26 protein-coding genes and 1 tRNA gene are annotated in these 24174 nt (G+C 62.2%); 18 read left to right on the top strand and 9 right to left on the bottom strand.

Features of this window, described 5'->3' with window-relative positions:
• Positions 1-17: 17 nt before the first annotated feature.
• From pepN to CLV01_RS15090, 3 genes are all read left to right on the top strand, one after another.
• A complete protein-coding gene (gene pepN / locus CLV01_RS15100) occupies positions 18-2744 on the top strand; it encodes an aminopeptidase N (RefSeq protein WP_099733935.1) in 2727 nt (908 codons plus the stop codon).
• 50 nt (positions 2745-2794) lie between these two features.
• Complete coding sequence (locus CLV01_RS15095; protein WP_013802818.1) at positions 2795-3802, top strand: class 1 fructose-bisphosphatase; 1008 nt, start codon at positions 2795-2797, stop codon at positions 3800-3802.
• Positions 3803-3828: 26 nt separating this feature from the next.
• Positions 3829-3904, top strand: a tRNA-Thr gene (locus CLV01_RS15090).
• 260 nt (positions 3905-4164) lie between these two features.
• On the opposite strand, the gene CLV01_RS15085 is transcribed toward CLV01_RS15090, so the two are convergent.
• Both CLV01_RS15085 and CLV01_RS15080 read right to left on the bottom strand, forming a co-directional pair.
• Positions 4165-4437: a hypothetical protein gene (locus CLV01_RS15085; RefSeq protein WP_099733936.1), complete on the bottom strand. Its 273-nt coding sequence runs from the start codon at positions 4435-4437 to the stop codon at positions 4165-4167.
• A gap of 423 nt (positions 4438-4860) precedes the next feature.
• Positions 4861-5559 carry an SOS response-associated peptidase family protein gene (locus tag CLV01_RS15080; protein ID WP_099733937.1) on the bottom strand — a complete coding sequence of 233 codons (699 nt, stop codon included), beginning with the start codon at positions 5557-5559 and terminating at the stop codon, positions 4861-4863.
• 551 nt (positions 5560-6110) lie between these two features.
• On the opposite strand from CLV01_RS15080, the gene CLV01_RS28735 reads away from it, so the two are divergent.
• Entirely contained in the window at positions 6111-7220 is a 1110-nt protein-coding gene (locus CLV01_RS28735) for an Ig-like domain-containing protein (RefSeq protein WP_143290063.1), read from the top strand.
• Between the two features lie 241 nt (positions 7221-7461).
• Positions 7462-7971, top strand: a complete 510-nt coding sequence (locus tag CLV01_RS15075) for a hypothetical protein (protein ID WP_143290064.1) — start codon at positions 7462-7464, stop codon at positions 7969-7971.
• 95 nt (positions 7972-8066) lie between these two features.
• Here CLV01_RS15075 and CLV01_RS29140 read toward each other — a convergent pair whose 3' ends face one another.
• Together CLV01_RS29140 and CLV01_RS29830 are read right to left on the bottom strand one after the other, a co-directional pair.
• A complete protein-coding gene (locus CLV01_RS29140; protein WP_180288399.1) occupies positions 8067-8237 on the bottom strand; it encodes a hypothetical protein in 171 nt (56 codons plus the stop codon).
• A 243-nt stretch (positions 8238-8480) separates the two neighbouring features.
• The gene (locus tag CLV01_RS29830) at positions 8481-8663 is read right to left on the bottom strand and encodes a hypothetical protein (RefSeq protein ID WP_306563447.1); all 183 of its coding nucleotides are present in this window, start codon (positions 8661-8663) and stop codon (positions 8481-8483) included.
• 78 nt (positions 8664-8741) lie between these two features.
• Between CLV01_RS29830 and CLV01_RS15060 the strand changes: the two genes are divergently transcribed.
• Entirely contained in the window at positions 8742-8966 is a 225-nt protein-coding gene (locus CLV01_RS15060) for a hypothetical protein (protein WP_099733939.1), read from the top strand.
• A 190-nt stretch (positions 8967-9156) separates the two neighbouring features.
• Positions 9157-9525 (top strand): hypothetical protein, encoded by a 369-nt coding sequence (locus CLV01_RS15055; RefSeq protein ID WP_071955357.1) that lies wholly within the window; start codon positions 9157-9159, stop codon positions 9523-9525.
• Between the two features lie 131 nt (positions 9526-9656).
• Here the strand turns inward: CLV01_RS15055 and CLV01_RS28730 are convergent, their stop codons facing one another.
• From CLV01_RS28730 to CLV01_RS29565, 3 genes are all read right to left on the bottom strand, one after another.
• Positions 9657-9980 carry a bacteriocin gene (locus CLV01_RS28730; RefSeq protein ID WP_143290065.1) on the bottom strand — a complete coding sequence of 108 codons (324 nt, stop codon included), beginning with the start codon at positions 9978-9980 and terminating at the stop codon, positions 9657-9659.
• A gap of 223 nt (positions 9981-10203) precedes the next feature.
• The gene (locus CLV01_RS15050; protein ID WP_257221310.1) at positions 10204-10566 is read right to left on the bottom strand and encodes a hypothetical protein; all 363 of its coding nucleotides are present in this window, start codon (positions 10564-10566) and stop codon (positions 10204-10206) included.
• A gap of 15 nt (positions 10567-10581) precedes the next feature.
• The gene (locus tag CLV01_RS29565; RefSeq protein ID WP_257221309.1) at positions 10582-10740 is read right to left on the bottom strand and encodes a hypothetical protein; all 159 of its coding nucleotides are present in this window, start codon (positions 10738-10740) and stop codon (positions 10582-10584) included.
• Between the two features lie 1158 nt (positions 10741-11898).
• Here CLV01_RS29565 and cysC point away from each other — a divergent pair.
• The 4 genes from cysC (at position 11899) to CLV01_RS28725 (ending at position 14683) form a co-directional block, all read left to right on the top strand.
• The gene (gene cysC / locus CLV01_RS15040) at positions 11899-12570 is read left to right on the top strand and encodes an adenylyl-sulfate kinase (protein ID WP_099733940.1); all 672 of its coding nucleotides are present in this window, start codon (positions 11899-11901) and stop codon (positions 12568-12570) included.
• Positions 12567-13202, top strand: coding sequence for an aspartyl/asparaginyl beta-hydroxylase domain-containing protein (locus CLV01_RS15035; protein ID WP_099733941.1), 636 nt, complete (start codon positions 12567-12569; stop codon positions 13200-13202). Before cysC ends, CLV01_RS15035 begins: the two co-directional genes overlap by 4 nt.
• On the top strand, positions 13195-14355 hold the full coding sequence (locus CLV01_RS15030) for a sulfotransferase family protein (RefSeq protein WP_099733942.1): 1161 nt from the start codon (positions 13195-13197) through the stop codon (positions 14353-14355). Before CLV01_RS15035 ends, CLV01_RS15030 begins: the two co-directional genes overlap by 8 nt.
• 136 nt (positions 14356-14491) lie before the next feature.
• Entirely contained in the window at positions 14492-14683 is a 192-nt protein-coding gene (locus tag CLV01_RS28725; protein WP_143290066.1) for a hypothetical protein, read from the top strand.
• Positions 14684-14799: 116 nt separating this feature from the next.
• Here CLV01_RS28725 and CLV01_RS15025 read toward each other — a convergent pair whose 3' ends face one another.
• Positions 14800-15369: a helix-turn-helix domain-containing protein gene (locus tag CLV01_RS15025; RefSeq protein ID WP_013802832.1), complete on the bottom strand. Its 570-nt coding sequence runs from the start codon at positions 15367-15369 to the stop codon at positions 14800-14802.
• A gap of 14 nt (positions 15370-15383) precedes the next feature.
• Here CLV01_RS15025 and CLV01_RS15020 point away from each other — a divergent pair, with 14 nt between their 5' ends.
• Positions 15384-16286 (top strand): DMT family transporter, encoded by a 903-nt coding sequence (locus tag CLV01_RS15020; RefSeq protein ID WP_013802833.1) that lies wholly within the window; start codon positions 15384-15386, stop codon positions 16284-16286.
• A gap of 717 nt (positions 16287-17003) precedes the next feature.
• Here CLV01_RS15020 and CLV01_RS29560 read toward each other — a convergent pair.
• The gene (locus CLV01_RS29560; RefSeq protein ID WP_257221308.1) at positions 17004-17333 is read right to left on the bottom strand and encodes a hypothetical protein; all 330 of its coding nucleotides are present in this window, start codon (positions 17331-17333) and stop codon (positions 17004-17006) included.
• On the opposite strand from CLV01_RS29560, the gene CLV01_RS15015 reads away from it, so the two are divergent.
• From CLV01_RS15015 to CLV01_RS14990, 6 genes are all read left to right on the top strand, one after another.
• Positions 17325-18719: a hypothetical protein gene (locus CLV01_RS15015; RefSeq protein ID WP_257221307.1), complete on the top strand. Its 1395-nt coding sequence runs from the start codon at positions 17325-17327 to the stop codon at positions 18717-18719. The genes CLV01_RS29560 and CLV01_RS15015 overlap by 9 nt on opposite strands.
• A gap of 183 nt (positions 18720-18902) precedes the next feature.
• Positions 18903-19634, top strand: a complete 732-nt coding sequence (locus tag CLV01_RS15010) for a type 1 glutamine amidotransferase (protein ID WP_012205023.1) — start codon at positions 18903-18905, stop codon at positions 19632-19634.
• Positions 19635-19744: 110 nt separating this feature from the next.
• Positions 19745-20554 (top strand): DeoR family transcriptional regulator, encoded by an 810-nt coding sequence (locus CLV01_RS15005; RefSeq protein ID WP_099733944.1) that lies wholly within the window; start codon positions 19745-19747, stop codon positions 20552-20554.
• Between the two features lie 34 nt (positions 20555-20588).
• Positions 20589-21515, top strand: a complete 927-nt coding sequence (locus CLV01_RS15000; protein ID WP_099733945.1) for a substrate-binding domain-containing protein — start codon at positions 20589-20591, stop codon at positions 21513-21515.
• 59 nt (positions 21516-21574) lie between these two features.
• Complete coding sequence (locus CLV01_RS14995) at positions 21575-23092, top strand: sugar ABC transporter ATP-binding protein (protein ID WP_180288398.1); 1518 nt, start codon at positions 21575-21577, stop codon at positions 23090-23092.
• Positions 23089-24153, top strand: coding sequence for an ABC transporter permease (locus tag CLV01_RS14990; protein WP_099733947.1), 1065 nt, complete (start codon positions 23089-23091; stop codon positions 24151-24153). Before CLV01_RS14995 ends, CLV01_RS14990 begins: the two co-directional genes overlap by 4 nt.
• Positions 24154-24174 lie beyond the last annotated feature (21 nt).

Below are 24174 nucleotides of genomic sequence, written 5' to 3'. Positions count from 1 at the left end.
CATAGGAAGGAATCTGTATGCTGCAACTGCGTGACGGGCAGGCCCCTGCCACCGCCATCCACCGCGCCGACTACCAGGCTCCTGCCTGGTGGATCGACACCGTGGACCTGACCTTCGATCTCGATCCGGCCAAGACCCGCGTGCTCAACAAGATGCGCGTGCGCCGCAACACCGAGGTGCCGGCGCAGCCGCTGCGCCTGGACGGCGATGAACTGAACCTTGCGCGCGTGCTGGTCAACGGCGGCGGCACCTCGTTCAAGATGGACGGCGACCAGCTCGTGCTGGAGAACCTGCCCGAGGGCGGCGATCCCGTCGATCTGGAAATCTTCACCACCTGCGCGCCCGCCAAGAACACCAAGCTCATGGGCCTGTATGTGAGCCAGGGCACGTTCTTCACCCAGTGCGAGGCCGAGGGTTTCCGCCGCATCACCTATTTCCTGGACCGTCCCGATGTGATGGCCATGTATACCGTGACGCTGCGCGCCGACAAGACCGCGTACCCGGTGCTGCTGTCCAACGGCAACCTGGTCGAGCAAGGCGCGCTGGAAGACGGCCGCCACTTCGCCAAGTGGGCCGATCCGCACAGAAAGCCCAGCTACCTGTTCGCCCTGGTGGCCGGCAATCTGGTTGCGCGCGAGCAAAAGATCAAGAGCCGCGCAGGCCGCGACCACCTGCTGCAGGTCTTCGTGCGCCCCGGCGACCTGGAGAAGACCGAGCACGCCATGAACTCCCTCATGGCCAGCGTGGCCTGGGACGAGGCCCGCTTCGGCCTGTCCCTGGACCTGGACCGCTTCATGATCGTCGCCACCAGCGACTTCAACATGGGCGCCATGGAGAACAAGGGCCTGAACGTCTTCAATACCAAGTACGTCCTGGCCAGCCAGTCCACGGCCACCGACACCGACTACGCCAACATCGAGTCCGTCGTCGGCCACGAGTACTTCCACAACTGGACCGGCAACCGCGTCACCTGCCGCGACTGGTTCCAGCTGTCGCTCAAGGAAGGCCTGACCGTCTTCCGCGACCAGGAATTCAGCATGGACATGGCGGGCAGCCCCTCGGCACGCGCCGTCAAGCGCATCGAGGACGTGCGCGTGCTGCGCACCGCCCAGTTCCCCGAAGATGCGGGCCCCATGGCCCACCCGGTGCGGCCCGACAGCTACATCGAGATCAACAACTTCTACACCGTCACCATCTACGAAAAGGGTGCCGAGGTCGTGCGCATGCAGCACAACCTGGTGGGCCGAGAAGGCTTTGCCAAGGGCATGAAGCTGTACTTCGAGCGCCATGACGGCCACGCCGTCACCTGCGACGACTTCGCCCAGGCCATGGCCGACGCCAACCCCGGCAGCGAGCTGGCCCAGCGCCTGGACCAGTTCAAGCGCTGGTACAGCCAGGCCGGCACGCCCCAGCTGCACGCCGAAGGCAGCTACGACGCCGCCGCACGCACCTACACGCTGACCCTGAGCCAAAGCTGCGCGCCCACGCCGGGCCAGGCAGAGAAGCTGCCCTTCGTCATCCCCGTGCAGATGGGCCTGCTGGGCCAGGACGGCCGCGCGCTGACCCTGCGCCTGCAGGGCGAGGACCAGGCGGCAGCGGGCGACAGCCGCCTGCTCGTGCTGTCCGAGCCCAGCCACAGCTTCGTCTTCACCGACGTGGACCAGGAGCCCGTGCCCTCGCTGCTGCGCGGCTTCAGCGCGCCCGTGGTGCTGCAGCACAGCGACAGCGATGCCGCCTTGCTGACCCTGCTGGCCCATGACAGCGACGCCTTCAACCGCTGGGAAGCCGGCCAGCGCCTGGGCCTGCGCATCGCGCTGCAGGCCATTGGCGACACCTCCATCACGGCAGATGCCAGCGGCCAGATCACGGCCGCCCTGCTGCCGGCCTCCTTCATCGAGGCCATGCGCGGCGTGCTGCGCCATCCCCAGCTGGATGCGGCCTTCAAGGAGCTGATGCTGGCCCTGCCCGGCGAAAGCTACATCGCCGAGCAACTGGCCGTGGTCGATCCGCAGCGCGTGCACGCCGTGCGTGAAGCCATGCGCCAGCAACTGGCGACCGAGCTGCAGGCCGACTGGCAGCAAGCCTGGCAAGAGCACAGCGACACCGGCGCCTACCGCCCCGACCCCGTCAGCTCCGGCCGCCGTGCGCTGGCAGGCCTGGCCCTGTCCATGCTGTGCCTGGCCGCACGCGTCTCGGGCGACAGCGTCTGGCCCGGCAAGGCGCTGCAGCGCTTCAAGGACGCCGGCAACATGACCGACCGCATGAGCGCCCTGACGGCACTGGTGCAAAGCGGCCACCCGCTGGCCGCCCAGGCCCTGGCACGCTTTCACAAGCTGTTCCAGCACGATGCGCTGGTCCTGGACAAGTGGTTCGCGCTGCAAGGCGGCGCCTGCGACCGTGGCGGCAACGTGCTGCCGGCCGTCAAGCAGCTGATGAAGCACCCCGACTTCCAGATCAAGAACCCCAACCGCGCGCGCAGCCTGATCTTCAGCTACTGCAGCGCCAACCCCGGCGCCTTCCACCGCGCCGACGCGGCGGGCTATGTGTTCTGGAGCGAGCGCGTCATCGAGCTGGACGCCATCAACCCCCAGGTCGCCGCCCGCCTGGCGCGCGCCCTGGACCGCTGGAGCAAGCTGGCAGAGCCCTACCGCACGGCCGCACGCGAGGCCGTCGCCCGCGTGGCGGCCCGCGCTGAACTGAGCAACGACGTGCGTGAAGTCGTCACCCGCGCCCTCGCGGATTGACCCAAGGCGCGGCCCAGGCCGCGCCTCCCGGATTTTTAGGAGTTGAACCCATGAAGAAAAACGTCAGCCTGACCCGCTACCTGGTCGAGCAGCAACGCGTGGACGGCCTCATCCCCGGCCAGCTGCGCCTGCTGCTGGAAGTCGTGGCCCGTGCTTGCAAGCGCATCAGCCAATCCGTCAACAAGGGCGCCATCGGCGACGTGCTGGGCACGGCCGGCAGCGAGAACGTGCAGGGCGAAGTCCAGAAGAAGCTGGACATCATCGCCAACGAGGTGCTGATCGAGGCCAACGAATGGGGCGGCCACCTGGCAGCCATGGCCTCCGAGGAAATGGAAGGCATCTACCTGGTGCCCAACCGCTACCCGCACGGCGAATACCTGCTGATGTTCGACCCGCTGGACGGCTCGTCCAACATCGACGTCAATGTCTCCATCGGCACCATCTTCAGCGTGCTCAAGAAGCCCGAAGGCCACCCCGGCGTGACCGAGCAGGACTTCATGCAGCCCGGCACCCAGCAGGTCGCGGCCGGCTACTGTATCTACGGCCCCCAGACCACCCTGGTGCTGACCGTGGGCGACGGCGTGTCCATGTTCACGCTGGACCGCGAGCAAGGCTCCTTCGTGCTGGTGCAGGAAAACATCCGCATCCCCGAAGACACCAAGGAATTCGCCATCAACATGTCCAACATGCGCCACTGGGATACGCCCGTCAAGCGCTACGTGGACGAATGCCTGGCCGGCGTGGAAGGCCCGCGCGGCAAGGACTTCAACATGCGCTGGATCGCCTCCATGGTGGCCGACGTGCACCGCATCATGACCCGCGGCGGCATCTTCATGTACCCCTGGGACCGCCGCGAGCCCAACAAGCCCGGCAAGCTGCGCCTGATGTACGAAGCCAACCCCATGTCCTGGCTCATAGAGCAGGCCGGCGGCGCCGCCACCAACGGCAAGCAGCGCATCCTCGACATCCAGCCCACGCAGTTGCACGAACGTGTGAGCGTCATCCTCGGCTCGAAGAACGAAGTCGAAAAAGTGACGCAGTACCATTCCGAGGCATGAATTTGCCGTTATAATTTTTGTCTGTCGCCGGTGTAGCTCAGTTGGTAGAGCAGCTCATTCGTAATGAGAAGGTCGAGGGTTCGATTCCTTTCTCCGGCACCAAAACATAGCATCCATGCGGGTTCCGCAAGGATTCTGGGGGAAATTGGGGAAACTCAATTTCCCTTTTTGTTTTGCAGCGGCCAAAGCATGCCTGAGCCTCGGCAGCTCAAGCCACCTGTTCAGCCGATGGCGCTTGCAGCTGGCTCGCCCGCAGCGGCGCTTCTTCCTCAGGCCTCTCCGTACCCTCACCAGCACACCAAGTGCCTTCAACTTGCTCGGATTTCAGATCCGACCAAGACAGTTCGCGGGCTGCGCTCCCCCTACCCATAGAACTGCGAATGCAGGCTCACTAGCCGCTGCGCCAGCGTCTCGGCGTCGTGGCGCATGGCATAGAGCGACGTGGTGCCGATGGAGACATGGCCGTACCAGATGTGGAATCCCTCTAGTCGCAGCAAGTTGCCAACGGAGCAACCATCTCGGATTGCACCGGAGAGAGTTGCCGCCTGGAACTCGAAGAGCTCGACATTTCCATGCAAGATCCGGTCCGTATAGCAACCGGAAACCTGCATATCTATGTGCAGCGTGTAGATCATGGCTTGACGGCCTTGCATAAGCTCCTGATACCGGACGCGGAGTGATCTTTATCTTCCCACTCAGTCTTTTAACAAAAAATATGCGCAGCAAATCTTGACGAGATGCGGTCCGGCAATTTCAATAGAAATCCGCTACGGTGTGATAAGTTTTGCATCAACGACAGAAATCGCAACTCCAAAGGAAAAAGCTAAGATATTAAAAGATTCTGCTATTTTTTTCTTCATAACAATACAGTATGTCCAGAATACAATCATGAAAAATGAGAAGCAAATTAATTGTATTGCAATGAATAGCAGAATCTCATAAATATTTAATTCCATGCTCTCACCATTTTCAACAAGATTATCAAGCCTAACTTATTGCTGATTTCCACATGAGAAAAACTTGATAAATTACCACACGATTGGATAGCAAACACCAAATTAACCGCCGGCCTTTAATGCGCGCAACTGCTCAAGAGGCAACAGAGCTTCTTCGTCTGGGTTTTCTGCCCCGCTCATCAACGCACCCATCATGGGCAACTTAATCAATGAATCTGCTTGGGACGGAGTGCAATGCAGCCAAGCATCCCAGTCTTGGCGCTCCAGAACTATCACACACCTCTTTTCTCTGCCAGGCCTATGCATGAGAGAAAGAATTGGGTGCGCGCTGGCATCTTGTGTGATCACCGTATAGTTCGGCACCTTTTCTCCGCTCACCGGATCGATCCATTCACTATACAGCCCCGCCAACATTGCAGGCTTTCCATCGGAACGTCGGAACATCCAGTTAATACTGCGACCAGATAACCCAGAGTAATTCTCGATCCAGCTGCTCACTGGGATAAGACACCTTCGACCCGCATGCCAAGACGGGCCAAAGACGTAATCATTGCTCAACGTTTCTCTGAACGCTTTTTCCGTTGACATAGGGGAACCATCCAAATTTAAAGGACGCCTGCTTAGCGACGTTGTTGGAATCAACCCCCATTGCCCAACTTCTAAGCATTCACATGCTTTAATATATGGACCGCATGCCAATGGAACTATATATACACCCCACCCCTTTTTAGGGGCAGGTCCTTGCAGCGGATAGAGTTCGTCAATATCAGAAATATCGGGAGAGCTATATCTATTACCCATGCCGAGAGCCTCTTGAATAGCTATACAGGACTTCACAGAGCGGAATTCGCAAGCTTACGAAACAAGCATCCGCTTGGAAACAAACCCATCCTGTTTTGCTTAAGCAAAATGCTCAGTTTTGCGTTATCGATAGGCAATTCTCATCATGCCCTACAGCTATCGAAAAGTAACATCTCATGCCAAAAATTAACATTTTTTTATAAAGTCATCCTGCGTTGCAAATCCAACTTCGGCACTGCAAGAGCTGTCACCCAAAACTGACCTGCAATTAACACAAAAATCCATGTTGCATCCATTTCTCACAACAACTACAGGGAATTTAGATGTAGGTATTAACCCTTAAAAATCATGTACCGAGACGCTTTTTCGTTAATCGTTGCTGGATTGTTTGAACCTGCTCTCGGCCTCTTACATACCGCTAGCTAGTAGTGGGCAAAGGCTAAGTGCCCCCAAAATCCTCTTGACAAACTTTCACAAAAACCCTTATTGATAATAAGAATGATTTCCATCACGCTCCCCGTCTTTATAAATTCCCTCTATGGACGATCAACATGCGTTTTGGAATACCGACACTAAAAGAATTGGCCTTTCTGGTGATTTTTTCTTGGGTCACGAGCAGCCAGGCGGCGACATTTTCAACCTTCATCGACGACCAAGCCGGTTTCCTGTCTGCCATTGGTTCAGGGACATTCTCCACCCACGAAGATTTCAGCACCTCTGTAAACCTGAAGCCCATAGGAAGCGCAGGAAATCCGGATATTTGGAATGGCTTCACTGTAGAAGCCTACGGCCCCAATACAAGCACTGCTTGGTCTCCTTCAAAATATTGTCATGCATTAAATTCCGGATCAGGGACATCAAATTATTCGGAGGAGTGTCTATTTTGGAACCCCCTCGCACCAGCAGTTCCAGGAATATTTGCCGCATTGAACACGGAGAATGGCATCTCCTTTAAACTAGCCAACTCAGCAACTGCTGCTTTCAGCTTCGATTTCGTCGATTGGAACGATTTATTTGAGAGATCTAATCTTCAAATTTTTGCAAGCGATGGAACGAGCGCAATAGTTTCTGATGCCACAAACGCTTTTGATGCCCCACCTCAGAAATTCGGAGTGACTTTGTCTCCTTCTGATATTGCGGCCGGTCTTTTCATAAAAGAGATTCGCTGGGTGGGCCTTGATTCAACGGGTGAAGTTGTCGGCTTCTACAACTTCCAGACTTATACCAATCCAAAAATTCAGAACAATCTGCCGATAGCCAATCCGGACAAATACTCTATACCTAACTCGCCCACCATACTAAATATTTTGGCGAACGATACCGACGCAGATTCGGATACTTTGCAAATCATCAGCATTAATGGAAATCCAATTACTCGTGGTACTCCATCAAACATTTTGATAACAGGCGGAAGCATCGGAGTATCGGCAGTAGGAGAAATCACCTTTTCCCCCTCTGGCAATACTACAGATCCTATCTCATTTCAGTATGAGATTTCTGATGGCCGAGGCGGAACAGCGACTGGCAATGTCACCCTTACAAACATAACTTCTCCTAAACCGACAATCACTGCAGTACCAACCATTGGTGAACTTGGATTAGTCGCTTTATCTTCGATGATCGCCTTTTTGTCGCTGTTACTCCGACGCAAAGCCAAATAAATCAAGAGAGCCGCTGCCAATCAGATTCTTTGAAGTTGTCAGATAATTTACTGCACTTACTTCTGCTTTGAGACTAGACGCGTCATCAGGGGTCGCACGCAGGCTGTAAGTGCGGCCAGCAGCCGCGCCTCGTAGCCCTCGCGGCGGTCGATCTCGACCAGGGCGGCTCGACTGTCGCAGGCCGACCCGTTGCTGAAGTTCGGGAAGCACCGAAGCGGACGCTCAGAGCGCCGGAACGATGATGCTTTCTAGCCACAACTACCTGGGTCGAATCCGCGTGACTATCAAATCAATTCTCGGCATACGGCGAAAACCAACATTGAACGAGCTTGCCGGCGAGAGCTACAGCGCTGAGTCATATCGCGCGGCTTCCGAGGTCTCAGCGAACGAGCGGGTAGCTGCGGTGCTGCAGGGCCGCGCGAAGTTCTTGCTTGGAGAAGTCATCGGGTTATCTGAACTTAAGAAGCTGCCGGAGGGATTGATCGCTCAGCGGTTCCGGAGAGAGCTTCCCGTCACAGCGGACCAGGTGTTGCGCTACATCGAGTCGGAGGGTTTGCCAAAGGAGTTTGGCGACTGGGGAATTCAGCTGACCGAAAGCGCCGGGGCTTGGCATCTGACAGAGGTTGACATCAGGGGGTCAAGTCCGCCCGTTCCGTTCTTCACAAGGCATGAAGCAGAGCTAGCTATGGTCCTTCTGCGCCGGCAGACGATTGAACCCTTTGTCAGCGGGGCACTCGACGGAGCTGGCTAGACGAGAGACCGCTCCTGGCCATGAGCGGTCCACTACCGCACGAGCAGCAGGAACAAACGCCGGTCAGCGCGAGACGGTCGGCCACGCATCCCACATCAGCGCGGCGTCAGCGGCGTGGCCATCAGCCGCTCGCGCGATGCCTGCACCGCGCTCTGCCATCCGTCCACCTCGGTCTGCCAACTCTTGGAGTACGGCTGTGCAGGTTGAGGCGTACTGAGCGAAGGCGGGCTGGGCAGCTCCAGCGATGTGCTCGGGGAGGCCGACAAAGTCGCCCCGCATGCCTGCAGTAGCAGTGCGCAGCTCCCGCAGGCTGCGGTCAAAATCCTGCTGCGCGGCCTGGTTGCGCTGGCCCGTGGCCTAGAAGTTGGCGAGTGCATCGGTCAGTCCTTTCTGGAATCCGGCCATGGCGCACAAGGGCTGCCAGTTACTGCGCCGCCAGAACAGCGACTGGTCCCCGCGATGCGGGGTGATGTGGTCAACAACCGTGGCCGCCTCGACCTGCCCTGCACCTAGCACGTGAGGCACAGCGGGTGCTCGCGCAGGAACTGCTCGCGCGCCTTCTGCCACTTGTAGCCGTAGCCCCGCTGCGCTGCCGTCTGGTCGCTGGTGCGCCAGCTGCCGGCCTGCATCGTCTGCACGCGGCGGTTGTCCAGCACGGGCAGCGTACTCTTCAATGTCTGGAGCTTGGACATAAGGAGGCCGCCTGCCTATGGCCGCCAGTTAAGATGCATCTTTAAACCTACTGGGATAAATTTTTGAACAATGAACGTATGGATGTGCTCGCCGGTGAACTGAGCGCGCTGGCCACTGTCGTGGTGCGGCTGATTGAGACCATCACACCTGAGCAAGCGGCCTACGCTCATGAGGCGCTTCTGATTGACCGAGACGCCATCCGCATCGGAACTTCTGCCGGCGGCCCAGAGTTGGAGCTCGCGACAACCGAACGCGCTCTTGACAACTACCTTTCCCTGCTCATTGACGTAGCAGAGAGCTGAGCGATTTGGCGGCGAGTGCCGTTGCACACTCGCAAGCCTCGCATCTCCAATGCCATCCATGCTTTGCATGGATGCGTCTGGTGGCGGCGGAAACAACAAAGCCACCCAAAGGTGACGCAACCACTGAGCGAACATGTGTACTCCCCCCGGTCTGGGATGAGTCACTTAACGTTCTCTATAGACTGGTCCGATGACCGAGCCATTCGACCACGCCGATACAAACGCCATCCGGCTGCGGCTACGCAGCTACGAGGAGCGTTGCACGCTACTGTTGCGCGCAATCGGCGACAACAAAACGGTCACCGCACGGGTCGAGCAGATCAGGGACCAATACATCGCGCTCAAAAGAGATCTCAAGGCCGATGCCGCTGCCACGCGTCGCGCCGGGAAGGACCCAGCTTGCGCAGTTGCTGCATTTTTTTCCCCTGCAGTCAATGAGGCAGCTCTGCACCTGAAGCCAACCTCCGGCTCTCATCCGATAGCGGGAAATTGGTTGTCTGCGGTGTATGACGCGCGGATTGATATCTGCCACTACCTCGCCCAGCTTGACCGCAACTGACCAGGCAGCTTCAGCGGGGTCACTGCAAAAAAAACCTACCAAGGCAAGCCAGGGTAGGTAACTGCTGGACTAAGCCAGCAGGGGAGGGATACGAAGCGTATCAAGAAGAATTTATGGCAGGTAGGACGCCTTCAGGCCTCACGCGCTACTGTCGCCATACCCGCTGCCTCTCCAGCTCCAGCGCCTATCAAGCCTCCAAGGGCGCCGCCAACAAAAATGCCTGCAGGGCCAGCAGCTACGGCACCGACTCCCGCACCCATCACTGCGCCAAGCATCATGAAGCCGGCCACCATGGTTGATTTTGATTCCCGGGATGACTCCTCTTTGGTCATCCGAATCTGTGCGGAGGGATCAGGATCTTGCGAGGGCACACCATGCCCCTGAACGGCCTGCTCAGCAAGATCCGGGTCAACAGGCCGTCCCAGCAGGTACTTAAGCGAAATCGATGAAGTCATGGCACTCTCCCCAGAGATGAGGAAGATAGAAGCACCTCGCCTCACCTTCGTTGTACTCCCTGCTGCTCACTCGCACCTGTGGTCCACTCAGCCGGCGCGGCGTAAGGGAAGGCGCTCTCCCGCCTTCGCAACATTCATTCGCTCTGTACCCGGAAAAACAAAGCCCGCGGGCATTGCCAGCGGGCTAGCCATCTTTAGGGGCGTGTGATGTTTCCCCGTCGCTTCAATGTCTTGCCAGACTCACCGCCTGGGCTGCAACCACCTTCAGGCCCTTCATCAGCTTCAGCGCGGCGATGGTGCCGCAGCGGGCGCGGTCCACATGCTCGCCAATGTGCTCGGAGATCAGCATGCCCTCGGCTTCGTGCGGCACTTCACGGGTGCCAAAGCCCTTGCAGGTCTCGCAGATCGCCATCTTGCCCAGCTTGACGCCGCCACAGCCTGGGCACTTGCGGTCGCACAACCACAGCAGCACGTCGGTCAGCTTGGCGCGGGCATTCTTCATGCCCTGCGCCAGCACCCAGGGCATGAAGCCGGCGTGCGTGTCCACCAGGCGGCTGTACTGCGGCAGGCTGCACAGGATCTGCATGCGGCGCTTCATCTGTCACCGGCACTCGGCAACGCGGGCGCCAACCATGTCGAGTCGGCCGCGGCTCTTGCGAGGCAGCTGCTCGGCCACGTGCTGCAACTGCTCCTCGGTCACCCCCTTCACGTCGATCTGTACTCGGTAGGTGCCGGAGGCAGTTTTCTTGGGCTTCGCCATGGGGGAAAAGTGGCGAAAATTGGGGACAAACGTTGTGCAAACATGTATTTCAGCTGCACATGCCGCTCTTTGAAACGATCATAAATTGTTGATTTGTATGACTTTATGCAAGACAAGCACATACCAACACAGCTATTCGGTTCCTTTCTCCGGCACCAAACAAGAAGCCCCTGGTTCGCAAGAGTCTGGGGCTTTTTCGTTGGGTCATGCTTGTGGCTTCGCGCCTCCTGCGCGCGCCGCCATCCGCACCGCGAGGGCCGACAGTACGGCGCTGCCGCCCGCCAGCAGGATGAACGATGTGTAGCTGCCCGACAGATCGAACAGCAGCCCCGCCAGGCTGCCCCCTGTCACGGCAGCAATACCGACCCACAATCAGCGCCAGCAGCACATGGACAGCGCCCACGATGTACCAACCCCGGAACAGCCTGCCTCGGTCCATATGCATCTCCTTGATAGGGCTGACTGTAGTTGTCTATACATGCTTGGACATTAAGTATCAATCCGGAGATCACCGGCAAGCGAGATCACCGGCAGTTGCCCGTCAGAGATCAGGCAAGCTCAACGAGCCGCCTAACCACCAACGGCTGATCGGTGCTTCGCCTGGAGGCGGCGCCTTCCCTCTGCGCCGGAACCGCGCAGCCTCTCACTTTCAAATTCAGCCCCGAGCAGCCCCCTCCCCCCTTCAGGCATGCGGGACAGCGCCGGGCGCCGGACATCTGGAATCTGCAGTCAGTACCTGGTTTCAGTGATATGTCGCGCATATGCATTGAACAGGTTTTCCAACCATTCGCATCAGACTCAGATTTTTCTGCCTTACATTCTTGATCCGCACAATGCTATTGATAACAAGAAATCAATCACTCACCAAAAACCAACAGCAGCATGCTCAATCGACATAATCAACGACTATTGCAAATGAATTATCAAGAATCATGAAAAATATAAGCATTTACTGATGATCACCAAAAGCACATCTTTTGTACGTCATTCCCCTCTGAAGAAGAAAATAAATGACCAATGGAAGCGCTTGAATCCGGCCACACAACGAAAAACCGCTTCAGCAATTTCTTCTTGAAAACTTCTTACAATCCATCGATATTCCCGCCTACCTGATGCGCTCAGCATCCACTCCAGGCCTTTCCTTCCCGTATTGAATCCATGCTGTTTTCCGGCCAGAATCCGCCGCCTGACATACATGACCAACTGTCTTCCGTTTCAAGGCAAGACCGGGAGATACTCCATGGTCATAAAGCCGTTGCGATATGGCTGACCGGACTTTCGGGATCCGGCAAATCGACCATCGCCAATGCGCTGCAGGCGCATCTGCACGCGGCGGGCCGGCGTACCTATGTGCTGGACGGAGACAACATCCGCAGCCGGCTGAACCGCGATCTGGGCTTTTCCGAAGAAGACCGCGCGGAGAACATCCGCAGGGTCTCGGAGGTTGCCCGGCTTTTCGTGGATGCGGGCACGATCGTGATCGCGGCCTTCATTTCCCCTTTCCGTAGCGAGCGCGACACTGTCAGGGCCTTGTTCGACAAGGGTGACTTCCTGGAGGTGTTCGTGGATGTTCCCCTGTCCGTTGCCGAGCGGCGGGATCCCAAGGGCCTGTACAGAAAAGCGCGCCGCGGCGAACTGCGTCATTTCACCGGAATCGACTCGCCCTATGAACCTCCTGTGGCAGCGGAGCTGACCCTGCGCACGGACCAGCTCAGCGTGGCCGCATGTGTTTCGCGCCTGCAGGCGTTGCTGACTGCGCCGGGCACGCCCGTCCAGGGCATGGCGCCGCTGATGACCTGCCCCCTGCCACTGGCCAAGGCGCTGCAATGAATGCCAGGCCCGCCCTGCCCTGCGCGCATGAAGACGCCTGTGCCGGCACGCCCCTGTTTGCGCGGCTTGATGCCAGGGTTGCGCTGCAGGCGCTGCGCGACGAGGTGGATGCGCTGCTGTCCTCGCCATGGTGCGACCACGTGAACCACGGCGGCTACGAAGGCGTATGGCGTGTGATGCCGCTGCGCTGCCAGCGCCAGCATGTGGCGGCCCACCCCATTCTCCAGAGCTTCTCCATCGAGGAACCCGAGGAGGATTGGGAGGACCTGCCCCTGCTGCAACACTGCCCCGCCATACGCCAGGTGCTGGAGCAACTGCAGTGCCCGCTGCGCTCTGTGCGCCTGATGCAGCTGAAGGCCGGCTCATCCATCAAGCCCCATCGCGACCGTGGGCTGGGCCTGGCGCATGGCCAGGCTCGGCTGCATGTGCCCGTGCACACACATCCCGATGTGCAGTTCATCGTGGAAGGCCGCACGATCCCCATGGCCGCAGGGGAGCTCTGGTATTTCAATGCCGATGCCACGCATGAAGTGGTGAACCGGGGCACCCGGGACCGCACCCACCTGGTCATCGACTGCCTTGCCAACGCCTGGCTGGCAGACAGCATCGGCAAGGGACACGCCCATGCATGAGCTGCAGGCGGCCTTTGCCGAACTGATCGCAAGCCCCCGGCAGCACACCCTGTTCCAGCAGGCCAGGAGCATGGAGTCGCTACTGGTGCAGCTGCGCCTGCTGTGGTGTCTTCCCGCCTGGAACGATGGTCGCCTCATGCAGGCGCTGCAGCAGTTGAACCAGGCGGCCGCCGTGCCAACTGCCGCACTGCTGGCCGGTGGCTGGCTGCCACACAGGTATGAGGCACGCACGCGCAGCATTCTTTGGTGCCTGCCGGACGGCGCTGCCACCGAGCCGTTTCATGACGAGTACATCAGCCGCTGCCTGCAGCGCAGGCTGCTGAACCAGTTCATCCGGCCGCGCACGCCGCTGGCCGGCCTGTGCGCGGAATCCCTTCCCAGGCCCGGGGGCCATCCGCCTGCCGGCTTCATCTTCCACCTCTCGCGCTGCGGCTCCACCCTGGTCTCGGGCTGCCTTTCCGAACTGGACGGCACGCTGGTCCTGTCGGAGCCACCTGTGTTCACCGAGTTGCTGCTGGACAGCTCGCTGGACCGGGCGCAAAAGCGCGATGGCATTGCCGGCCTGGTGTCGGCCATCACCGCGGCCGTGCCGGGGCGTCGCAACCTGGTGGTCAAGTGGAATGCCTGGGACATTTTCCAGTGGGAGCTGCTGCACGATCTCTACCCCGAGGTGCCCGGCCTGATGCTGGTCCGCGATCCTGTGGAGATCCTGGCCTCACACCACAGGCAGGCCGGCCGGCACATGTCGGGCGACCCGTCGCTGGCTGGCGCCGGTCCGGTTTTCTGTTGCGGCAGTGGTAACCAACCCTTTGTCTCCGTGCTCGACCACCGCATGCGCGTGCTGCAGGCAATGATGGAGCGGATGCGGGATCTGCACGAAAGCCAGGGCGTTCCTGTGCTGCACTATCGCCAGCTGGATGCCGAAGCCATGGAGCAGATAGCCCGGCGCTTCGACCTGCATGCAGGCGAGGCGGCGCGCCAGCGCATCGCCGCACGCCTTCGCCAGCATGCCAAGGCGCTGGACCAGCGCTTCGAGCCTGACGGGCGGGACAAAGCGGCCGTCTTTGGCGAAAGCGAACGCCAGCGCATCGAAGCGCGCCTGGGTCCGCTGCACGCACAGCTGCTGCGGCGCGCGCAACCCGTGAACGAATAGGCCGCGCCAAAGATCAGCGCCAGCAGCACATGGACAGCGCCCACGATGTGCCAGCCCCGGAAAAAACGGCGAGTCGATCTGCGGCTTTGCCCGTTCCTTTGATTTGCGCAGCACAGATCCTTTGGTAGTCCGCGCTGTGTATGAACAGCTTCAGGAAGAACTGCTCAGCTACCAAAAGAGCTTCCCTGTCCGCGCACCCGACCGGCTTGAGGAAGAACTCGGTTTGGACGGTGATGATCTGGACATGAGCGTTGCGCCAGCCATTGCACGCCGCTCGGGCAGGTCACTGGAAGGCGCGCAATCCAATCCCCATACGGCCGCGTCATGACAGCGTCCGACCTTGTGTATTTCTTCAACTGCCAGTCTGAAGCGGCACCGCAGCCCACCGCATTTCACTGACGACAGTGCCTTGCTCAAAGCACGGCACAGACCGCTGCAACGCCCTCAGGAAATCACATTGCGAATGAACCGCGTCACGCCTTCGTGCAGGTTCACGTAGGCGTAGTCCTGGGCGCTGCCGTAGATGGCATAGTCGCCGGCCTCGATGGTCATGGGACCTTCGCTCAGGTCCACCAGCAGGCGGCCTTCGACCACGACGATCATTTCGTGCCAGCCTTCCGGGTCGGGTTGGGCCTGGTAGCGTTCGCCGGGCCCAAGGGACCAGGACCACAGCTGAGCTTCGCGCGTGGCGGGCACGCTGCCCAGCAGCATGGCCTGGCTTTCGGGCCGGGTGCCGCGCCAGGCCATGGCGTCCATGCGCAGGCGCTGCGCGGCCGGGTCGCTGACGATTTCTATGAAGCTGGCGCCCAGCGCGTCGGCCAGCCGATCCAGGCTGGACAGGCTGATGTTGGTGTCGCCGCCTTCCAGCTGCACGACCATGCGCCGGCTCAGGCCTGCGGCCTCGGCCAGGGCCGCCTGGCTCAGTCCTGCACGCTGGCGCAGGCGGCGCAGGTTTTCGCTGACGAAAGCCAGGACATCGGAGCGCTCGCCAGCGCTGTGCAATATATTTCTCATATGATCTGCGCAATATGTTGCACACGTCATCTTCTCACAGTTCGCGCACGCCACTGCTCAGCCGGCAGGAGCTGGCCCTGATAGCCGTCACCATGGTCTGGGGCGGCACCTTTCTCGTGGTCCACCTGGCAATGCAGCACAGCGGGCCGCTGTTCTTTGTGGGCCTGCGCTTTGTCACGGCGGGTTTGATCGGGCTGCTGGTGTTTCGCAAGGCCATGGCCGGGCTCACGCGCACCGAGCTGGTGGCAGGCATCGCCATCGGCGCCAGCATCTTCCTGGGCTATGGCCTGCAGACCTTCGGGCTGCAGACCATCAGCAGCAGCAAGTCGGCGTTTCTGACGGCGCTGTATGTGCCGCTGGTGCCTCTTGTGCAATGGTTGGTGATGGGCAAGCCGCCGCGATTGATGAGCTGGATAGGCATTGGCCTGGCCTTCACGGGCCTGATGCTGGTGGCGGGACCGGAGTCCGGCGGCATGGAGTTGAACGTGGGCGAGATGGCAACCATGCTGAGCACGCTGGCCATTGCGGCCGAGGTGCTGCTGATCGGGCATTTCGCGGGCAAGGTCGATGCGCGGCGCGTGACCACGGTGCAGTTGCTGGCGGCCGGCGTCATGGCGCTGCTGGCCATGCCGGTGGCGGGCGAATCCGTGCCCGATTTCTCCTGGGTCTGGCTGTCCGCCGCGGTGGCCATGGCCTGCGCCAGCATCCTGATCCAGCTGACCATGAACTGGGCCCAGAAGTCCCTGTCGCCCACGCGTGCGACCGTGATCTATGCCAGCGAGCCGGTCTGGGCCGGCATCGTGGGACGCATGGCCGGCGACCGGCTGCCGGGGCTGGCAATTCTGGGGGCCGCGCTGATCGTGGGCGGGGTGCTGGTCAGCGAGCTGCGCCTGGGCAGGCAAACACCCAAGCCGTAACGCACCCCGGCTGCGGCCCCTGCGTGCTGGGCCGCACCTGTCCAACCCTGCGGCAAGGCCACAGGCGAATTGCTGCGCAGGACAAATCGCGGGGGCATGCCAGGCGCCTCGAAAACCCGGCCAGGACACTTCTCAGAAGCTCTTGAAAAACGGTATTTTCATAATCAATCAGAAACATCCGAGACCAAATAAGCTATTCCTAGGATAAATCCCATTTCCTCAATAATCCTAGGACGACTCTGAAAATCCGATTTTCATCAAAAAGATCATTACAAAACGCAATCAACCCTTTAGATTCCGCTTTTGAAAACAGGCAAGCCATTCATCGGCTTGATGGTCATTCAATTCAGGAACTCATGAAAGGGCGATGGCATGCAAAAGCGTGGCAAGGGGAATTGGCGGAAATTGACCGGCTTTACGGCGGCAATGGCAGTCAGCTGCACAATCGTTTTGGGGACGGGTGGCACCGCATGGGCCGCCTCGGCAGGGCAAGGTCGCGGCTATGCGCTGGAAGTGAAGGCCGGCGTTTCATTGGTAGACCTCGGGCTGGATATCCCGCTGGTAGATACCGGACTGCAAAGTGCGCCGCCGGCGTTCAACGTCTCCGGGAAAATGCTTGCTGCAGACATCGGGGGCGCCACCGACAGCTTGATTTCATTGAAGGCGGGTGTGCTCTCGGCAAGCACCGGGAGCTCGCTGGCGCAAAACCGCGTCGAATCAACCGCAGGCATCGGTGACATCAACCTGTCCATCGCTGGCGTCGTGGCCATCAAGGCTGATGTGCTGCAGTCCCAAGTGCATGCAACCTGCGTCAATGGCGCCGTCCAGCCCACCGGGGCCGCGACCATCGAGAACCTGAGCATCTCCGTGCTCGGTATCCCTGTCCCAATTCCACTGAATCCATCCCCCAATACCGGACTGAATTCCGGAATCCTGGAAATCGTATTCAATGAGCAAACTCCCGTGGATGGAGGAATGGAAGTCAATGCCCTGCGCATTGGCGCGAAAATACCCACCCTCGCCGACGTCAACCTCGTCTTGGGCCATTCGCAAGCCTCGCTTGCCGACTGCGCCGCAGCGCAAGGAGATACCACGCCACCTGCGGTAGACATCACCACGTCCCCGGTGATCAATGCAGGCAACCAGGAGGCCTACATCGTCGCAGGCAGTTGCACCGCGGGCGATGGCAATGTGAAGGTGACCATCGGCACGGCCCCGAAGTTCGTGACCATGACGACGGCCTGCAATGCAGCCGGAGCCTGGACGGCACCGGCTGCCAATGTGGCCAGCCTGCCCCTGGGTCCGGTGGACATCACGGCCACCCAGACCGATGCGGCCGGCAACACCGGCACGCGAAGTGTCATCACCACCAAGACCACGGCCGCAGCCACGGACACGACGGCACCCGTGGTCGCGGTGGACAACGCAGCCGCGATCAATGCCGGCAATGAGCACGACTACACCGTCTCGGGCACCTGCACGGCCGGCGATGGCGATGTCAGGGTGCGCATCGGCACGGCGCCCAACTCCGTGGAAGCCATCGCAGCATGCGGCAGCAACGGCCAATGGACCACTGCCGCCACCGACCTGGGCGGGCTGCCTGCGGGCACGGTGCCCATCCAGGCAAGCCAGACCGATGCGGCGGGCAATACAGGGACCGCCAATGTCTCCGTCACCAAGGCAGACACCACGCTGCCGGTGGTCACAGTGGGCACCCCGCCCCAGATCAATGCGGGCAACCAGGGCGCCTACATCCTCTCTGGCACCTGCACAGTCGGCGCAGGCAGCGTCACGGTGACCATAGGCACGGCGCCCAACGCGGTGGTGGCCACTGCGCCCTGCGACAGCAATGGCGATTGGACCACCCCCGCCACCGACGTGAGCGCACTGCCTGCGGGCACGGTGGGCATCCATGTGGCTCAGACCAATGCCGCCGGCAATTCGGGCACGGCCGATGCCACGGTCACCAAGGTCGATACCACGCCGCCCACCACGCCCTCGGTCACGGTGGTGAATCCTCCCCCGATAGACGCGGGCAACCAGGGCGGCTACATCCTCTCTGGCACCTGCACGGTCGGCGGCGGCAGCGTGACGGTGACCATCGGCACGGCACCCAAAGCCGTGGTGGTGACCGTGCCCTGCGATGGCAATGGCCACTGGACCACTCCTGCCACAGACGTGAGCGGCCTGCCCAAGGGATCGGTGACCATCACGGTCACCCAGACCCAGGCGACGGGCGATGTCGACTCAAGCACTGCGACCACCACCAAGACCACGCCTGGCGCGGGCGATGCCCCAGGCAGCGACTCCGTCGCAGCCATCCCCGTGGGCGGGGCCTGGGCCTCCCTGCTCCTGCTGGGCGCGGCGGCGCTGGGACTGCGCCGCCGTGGCAGGCAGCCGAGCCCGCAGCGCTCCGGGCGGCACCACGATTGACGGAGTTGCCACCATCAAAGGCGCCACGGCCGTGGCGCCTTTTTGCGTTGGGCCTGCGCAAGGCATGGGGCGGCCTTGATGCGGCCTTGATGGCGTTGTGCGCAAACACAATCCGCCCTTGAGGCAGCCGTCCCTAGAGTCAAGGCCTCACAACAAATGGCTTCCCGATGAAGCCGCGCCGCCATGAGACCTGTCGCCATCCTCCAGCACGAATCCGCCCAGGGCCCCGGCGTTCTGCGTGAACACCTGGAGCAACAGTGCATTCCCTACCGACTGTTGCAGCCTGCCCTCGATGGCACAGCCCCTGTGCACGCCGCCGATTACAGCGGCATCGTGGTGCTGGGCAGCAACCACAGCGTGAACGAGGGCCTGCCGTGGATGGAGGATGAACAGGCCCTGCTGGCCGATGCGCTGCGCAGCGACATCCCCGTGCTCGGCCACTGCTTTGGCGCACAGATGCTGGCGCGCGCCATGGGCGCCAGGGTCTGGCGCAACCCCTGCCCCAACATTGGCTGGAGCCGCATCTGGGTAACGGCCGCCGCCCAGCAGGTCATGGACCTGCCGCGCGAGGCGACGATCTTCCATTGGCACTACGACACCTTCGAGATCCCGCGCGGCGCCGTGCGCACCATGTACGGCAGCCACTGCCTGAACAAGGGCTTTCGCCACGGCCGGCACTGGGCCTTCCAGGGCCACATGGAAGTGACCGCCGCCAGCGTGGCTGCCTGGTGCACCGAAGGCCATGACGAGCTGCTGCGCGCACGCGGCCCTGCGGCGCAGACCGAGAGCGAGATCCTGCGCCACCTGGACCTGCGCATTCCCGTGCTGAACGCCCTGGCCCACCGGACCTACCGGGCCTGGACGGCGCAGTTGCAGCGCCCGGTGGTCGTGAATCTGGGCGTGGCCAGCCGATAACCCTCCCCGGAGCGGACGCCCCGGTGAATACCCGGGGAGCGCTTGACGTGGCGTTTGCACGCAGGGAAACTTTCGACACGAAATAAAAAGCTTTCGAATCGAAAGAATCCATGCAGGACCAAGGCAACAGTTCACTCAAGCGCAGGCTGCAGATCGTGGAGCTGGCGCGCAAGACCGACGAGGTGCGGGTGGAGGCGCTGAGCGTGCTCTTCGGCGTCTCCACCGTCACCATCCGCAACGACCTGCACTACCTTGAGCAGCAAGGCTATGTGGTGCGCGCCTTCGGCAAGGCGCGCTACAACCCGGCCCTGCTCAAGACGGCCGCCGAGCTGCCCGGCGCCCCTGCCGCCGCGCAAGGCCCGGCGCAGGCCCAGGTGGCCCAGGGCGCGCTGGGCTGGATCGAGGACGACGCCTCGGTCTTCCTGGGCAGCGGCCGCATCACCCACCGCGTGCTGCCGCTGCTGGCAAGCCGCCAGGGCATTGCGCTGACGCTGCACGACCTGGCCATGGTGGCGACGGCGCGGCAGTTTCTCGATTGCGCCATCCACGTCACGGGCGGCGCGCTGGCCGGCGACGAGCCCGGCCTCATCGGCCCCGGGGCAGAAGCGGGTCTGCGGGCCCGGCCGCTGGACATCTGCCTGTTCGAGATCTGCGGCATCGACGACCGCAACCGCCTGCTGTGCCGCGACCCGGGCGCGGCTCGCCTGTATTCGGCGGCCGCGGAGCACAGCACCAAGGCCGTGGCGCTGGCCCTGGATCTGGACAGCACCACGGGCGGTCACCCGGTCTGCGACATCGCCCAGATCGACGGCCTGTGCGCCCACCAGGACATGGAGCCGGGCGCCTTCGATCTGCTGGCGCACCACCGGCTGCAAGCCACCCGCAAGGCCGAGGGCCGCATCGAATTCGCCAGAACCTGAGCTTTTCCACAACGACAGAGGGAGGGAGACAGCCATGGACCGCAACACGTTTCTCCGGCGCATGCTGGCCGGCGCATTCACATTCGGCCTGCCGGCCAGCCCGGCGCTTGCACAGCCGGGCCCCGGCCCCAGCCCTGGCCGCACCCTCGGCGTGTCCCTGCTCACGCAGCAGCACCCGTTCTATCTGGAGCTGGCACAGGCCATGCAGCAGGAAGCCGCGCGACAGGGGCTGAAGCTGGACCTGAGCATTGCCAACCAGGACCTGGGCAAGCAGATCTCCGATGTGGAGGACTTCGTCAGCAAGAAGGTCGATGCCATCATCCTGTCTCCCGTCGATTCCCGGGGCGTGAAGGCCGCCGTGCTCAAGGCTGCCGCCGCCCGCATTCCCGTGATCACCGTGGACATTGCGGCCAGCGGGGTCGAGGTCGCATCGCACGTGGCCACCGACAACCGCGCCGGCGGCGTGCTGGCCGGCCAGCTCATGGGCCGCGCCACGGGCGGCAAGGGCCAGATCGGCGTGCTGCACTACCCGTCCATACAGTCCGTCGTCGATCGCGTGGAGGGTTTCAAGGCCGCCATCGCCACCTTCCCCGGCATGAAGATCGTCTCCGTGCAGCCGGGCATCACGCGGGCCGAGGCCCTGGCCGCTTCGCAGAACATGCTGCAGGCCCACCCCGACCTGGCAGGCATCTTCGGGTTTGGCGACGATGCGGCCCTGGCTGCACTGGCCAGCGTCAAGGGCGCAAGAAAGCTGGAGCAGGTCAAGATCGTCGGCTTTGACGGCATGGCCGAGGCGCGCGCGGCCGTGGACCGCGAACCAGCCTTTGTGGGCGTGATCCGCCAGTACCCCGACCAGCTGGGACTGCAAGCCGTGGCCATTGCCGCGCAGCTGCTGCAGGGCAAGCCGGTGGAAAAATTCCACCCCGTGCTGCCCGGCGTGTACACGGCTGCCGCCAGGTAAATGGACCTGCGGAGCCCGCCATGCCAGGCCCCACTGCACACAGCCACCCAGGCCGTGCCATGCTCGCCGCCGTTGCGCCGCCCCCCATGCTCGAGGCCCGGGCGCTGGCCAAATCCTTCGGCGCCGTGCAGGCGCTCAAAGGCGTTTCCTTCCGCCTGCGCGCAGGCACGGTGCACACGCTGCTGGGCGAGAACGGGGCCGGCAAATCCACCCTGCTCAAGATCCTGGCCGGCGTGCACCGGCCCGATGGCGGCCAGCTGCTGATCGATGGTGCCGGCACCGAGCTGGCCAGCCCCGCCGATGCGCAGCGCCACGGCATCGCCATCGTTCACCAGGAGCTGAGCCTGGCGCCCAACCTCAGCGTGGCGGACAACCTGTTTGCCGCGCGGCTCCCGCAGCGGGCCGGCTGCGTGGACCGCCGCGCACTGCGCCGCGACGCCGCCGCGCTGCTGGCCCGCCTGGGCATGGACCTGAACCCCAACGCGCAGGTGGCCGAACTGTCGCTGGCCCAGCGCCAGCTGGTGGAGATCGCCAAGGCGCTGGCCCAGCCCGCGCGCATCGTCATCATGGACGAGCCCACCTCCTCCCTCAGCGACAGCGAGGCGCAGATTCTCTTCACCCTCATCGCCCGCCTCAAGGCCGAGGGGCGCGCCATCATCTACGTCTCGCACCGCATGGACGAGATCATGCGCATCTCCGACGAGATCACCGTCATGCGCGATGGCAGCTCCATCTGCACCCTGGCGCGGGACGAAACCGACATCGGGGCGCTGATCGCGCTCATGGTGGGGCGCCAGATGCAGGACATCTATCCGCCGCGCGGCCCCGCCCCTGACCGCAGCACGCGCGCCCTGCTCCAGGTGCGCGGCCTGGGCCTGGCCGGGCGCTTCGAAGGCATTGACTTCGAGGTCCACGCGGGCGAGATCGTGGGCTTCTTCGGGCTGGTCGGCTCGGGCCGGTCCGATGTCATGGATGCGCTGTTCGGCATGCACCGCTGCACGGGCAGCATCCTCATGCACGGCCGGCCGCTGCGCCTGCGCTCGCCGGCCGACGCCATCGGCCAGGGCATGGCCTTCGTGACCGAGAACCGCAAGGAGCAAGGCCTGGTGCTGGACCAGTCCGTGCAGCACAACATCTGCATGGTCCAGGTGCACAGCGGGCGCGGCGGCGCACTGCTCACCGACGAGGCCGCCGAGCAATCGCTGGCCCGCGCCTGCGTGCAGCGGCTGAAGATACGCGTTGCCGGCCTGTACCAGCCCGTGCGCCAGCTGTCGGGCGGCAACCAGCAAAAGATCGTGTTCGCCAAATGGCTGGCCATGCGCCCCCGGCTGCTGGTGCTGGACGAGCCCACGCGCGGCATCGACGTAGGCGCGAAGTTCGAGATCTATGCCCTGATCCGCGAGCTGGCAGCGGCCGGCACGGCCGTCATCCTGGTGTCGTCGGAACTGCCCGAGGCACTGGCCCTGAGCGACCGGCTGCTGGTCATGCGCAACAAGCGCCTCGTCCAGAGCCTGGACACCCTCCATCTGCGCCAGGAGACCGTGATGGCGCACGCCACCGGAGCAGGACTGCCATGACCCCTTCCGAACTGAGCATCACCGCGTCTGGCTCCTCCAAGGCCTCCAACGCCTCCAACGCCTCCGACGCTGTCGACGCCGCCGAAGGCATCCCGGACAGCCAGGAAACATGGCGAGACGGCTTGCGAGGTGGCTGGCGATCGCTGCGGCGCCACGCCGGCACCCTCATAGGCCTGGCCGCCCTGGTGCTGCTGTTCTCCCTGCTGTCGCCGGCCTTTCTGACGGGCGGCAACCTGCGCAACGTGCTGCTGCAGGTGTCCATCATCGCCATCGTGGCCTTCGGCATGACCTATGTGCTGCTGCTGGGCGAGATCGATCTCTCGGTGGGATCGGTGGTCGCCCTGGCAGGCAGCGTGGCCGGCCTGATGCTGGGCCAGGGCCTGGCGCCCGCCCTGGTGCTGCCCGCCGTGCTGCTGTGCGGCCTGCTGCTGGGGGCACTCAACGGCTCATTGTCGGCGCTGCTGCATCTGCCGTCCTTCATCGTGACGGTGGCGACCATGGGCATCTTCCGGGGGCTGGCCTATATCGTCTCGGGCGGCATGCCGGCGCCGGTGGACAACGAGGCCTTTCTGTGGATCGGCAACGGCGAATGGCTGGGCATGCCCGTGCCCATCTGGATCCTGGCCGCACTGCTGGCCGCCAACCACTTCGTGCTGGCCCGTACCGTCTTTGGCCGCAAGACCTATCTGGCAGGCGGCAATGCAGAGGCGGCCACCTATGCGGGCATACGGGTGGGGCGGCTCAAGATCGCCATCTTCATGCTGTCGGGGCTGATGGCGGCCGTGGGCGGCCTGCTGCTCACCTCGCGCCTGTACTCGGCCCAGCCCAACGCGGCCATGGGCTGGGAGCTGGACGCCATTGCCGCCGCCGTGCTGGGCGGCACGCGCCTGGCCGGAGGCCACGGCAGCGTTGCGGGAACCTTGATAGGGGCGCTGATGATCGGCGTCATCAACAACGGCATGAACCTGATGAGCGTGCCCTACTTCTATCAGCTCATCGTCAAGGGCAGCGTGATTCTGGTGGCCGTGTGCATCGATGTGCACAGCAGGCGCAGGCGCTGACGCATGGGCCGGCGGTGCAGC

This window comes from Delftia sp. 60 (assembly GCF_002754395.1).
Lineage (GTDB): Bacteria > Pseudomonadota > Gammaproteobacteria > Burkholderiales > Burkholderiaceae_C > Comamonas > Comamonas acidovorans.
This window is presented reverse-complemented; position numbering and strand designations above follow the sequence as displayed.

Excerpts from the sequence above, each read along its gene's own strand:
- pepN (WP_099733935.1), top strand. The coding sequence starts at position 18 with ATGCTGCAACTGCGTGACGGGCAGGCCCCTGCCACCGCCATCCACCGC.
- CLV01_RS15095 (WP_013802818.1), top strand. The coding sequence starts at position 2,795 with ATGAAGAAAAACGTCAGCCTGACCCGCTACCTGGTCGAGCAGCAACGC.
- CLV01_RS15085 (WP_099733936.1), bottom strand. The coding sequence starts at position 4,437 with ATGATCTACACGCTGCACATAGATATGCAGGTTTCCGGTTGCTATACG.
- CLV01_RS15080 (WP_099733937.1), bottom strand. The coding sequence starts at position 5,559 with ATGGGTAATAGATATAGCTCTCCCGATATTTCTGATATTGACGAACTC.
- CLV01_RS28735 (WP_143290063.1), top strand. The coding sequence starts at position 6,111 with ATGCGTTTTGGAATACCGACACTAAAAGAATTGGCCTTTCTGGTGATT.
- CLV01_RS15075 (WP_143290064.1), top strand. The coding sequence starts at position 7,462 with ATGCTTTCTAGCCACAACTACCTGGGTCGAATCCGCGTGACTATCAAA.
- CLV01_RS29830 (WP_306563447.1), bottom strand. The coding sequence starts at position 8,663 with ATGTCCAAGCTCCAGACATTGAAGAGTACGCTGCCCGTGCTGGACAAC.
- CLV01_RS15060 (WP_099733939.1), top strand. The coding sequence starts at position 8,742 with ATGGATGTGCTCGCCGGTGAACTGAGCGCGCTGGCCACTGTCGTGGTG.
- CLV01_RS15055 (WP_071955357.1), top strand. The coding sequence starts at position 9,157 with ATGACCGAGCCATTCGACCACGCCGATACAAACGCCATCCGGCTGCGG.
- CLV01_RS28730 (WP_143290065.1), bottom strand. The coding sequence starts at position 9,980 with ATGACTTCATCGATTTCGCTTAAGTACCTGCTGGGACGGCCTGTTGAC.
- CLV01_RS15050 (WP_257221310.1), bottom strand. The coding sequence starts at position 10,566 with ATGCAGATCCTGTGCAGCCTGCCGCAGTACAGCCGCCTGGTGGACACG.
- CLV01_RS29565 (WP_257221309.1), bottom strand. The coding sequence starts at position 10,740 with ATGGCGAAGCCCAAGAAAACTGCCTCCGGCACCTACCGAGTACAGATC.
- cysC (WP_099733940.1), top strand. The coding sequence starts at position 11,899 with ATGCTGTTTTCCGGCCAGAATCCGCCGCCTGACATACATGACCAACTG.
- CLV01_RS15035 (WP_099733941.1), top strand. The coding sequence starts at position 12,567 with ATGAATGCCAGGCCCGCCCTGCCCTGCGCGCATGAAGACGCCTGTGCC.
- CLV01_RS15030 (WP_099733942.1), top strand. The coding sequence starts at position 13,195 with ATGCATGAGCTGCAGGCGGCCTTTGCCGAACTGATCGCAAGCCCCCGG.
- CLV01_RS15025 (WP_013802832.1), bottom strand. The coding sequence starts at position 15,369 with ATGAGAAATATATTGCACAGCGCTGGCGAGCGCTCCGATGTCCTGGCT.
- CLV01_RS15020 (WP_013802833.1), top strand. The coding sequence starts at position 15,384 with ATGTTGCACACGTCATCTTCTCACAGTTCGCGCACGCCACTGCTCAGC.
- CLV01_RS29560 (WP_257221308.1), bottom strand. The coding sequence starts at position 17,333 with ATGGCCCAAGACGAGGTTGACGTCGGCGAGGGTGGGTATTTTCGCGCC.
- CLV01_RS15010 (WP_012205023.1), top strand. The coding sequence starts at position 18,903 with ATGAGACCTGTCGCCATCCTCCAGCACGAATCCGCCCAGGGCCCCGGC.
- CLV01_RS15005 (WP_099733944.1), top strand. The coding sequence starts at position 19,745 with ATGCAGGACCAAGGCAACAGTTCACTCAAGCGCAGGCTGCAGATCGTG.
- CLV01_RS15000 (WP_099733945.1), top strand. The coding sequence starts at position 20,589 with ATGGACCGCAACACGTTTCTCCGGCGCATGCTGGCCGGCGCATTCACA.
- CLV01_RS14995 (WP_180288398.1), top strand. The coding sequence starts at position 21,575 with ATGCTCGCCGCCGTTGCGCCGCCCCCCATGCTCGAGGCCCGGGCGCTG.
- CLV01_RS14990 (WP_099733947.1), top strand. The coding sequence starts at position 23,089 with ATGACCCCTTCCGAACTGAGCATCACCGCGTCTGGCTCCTCCAAGGCC.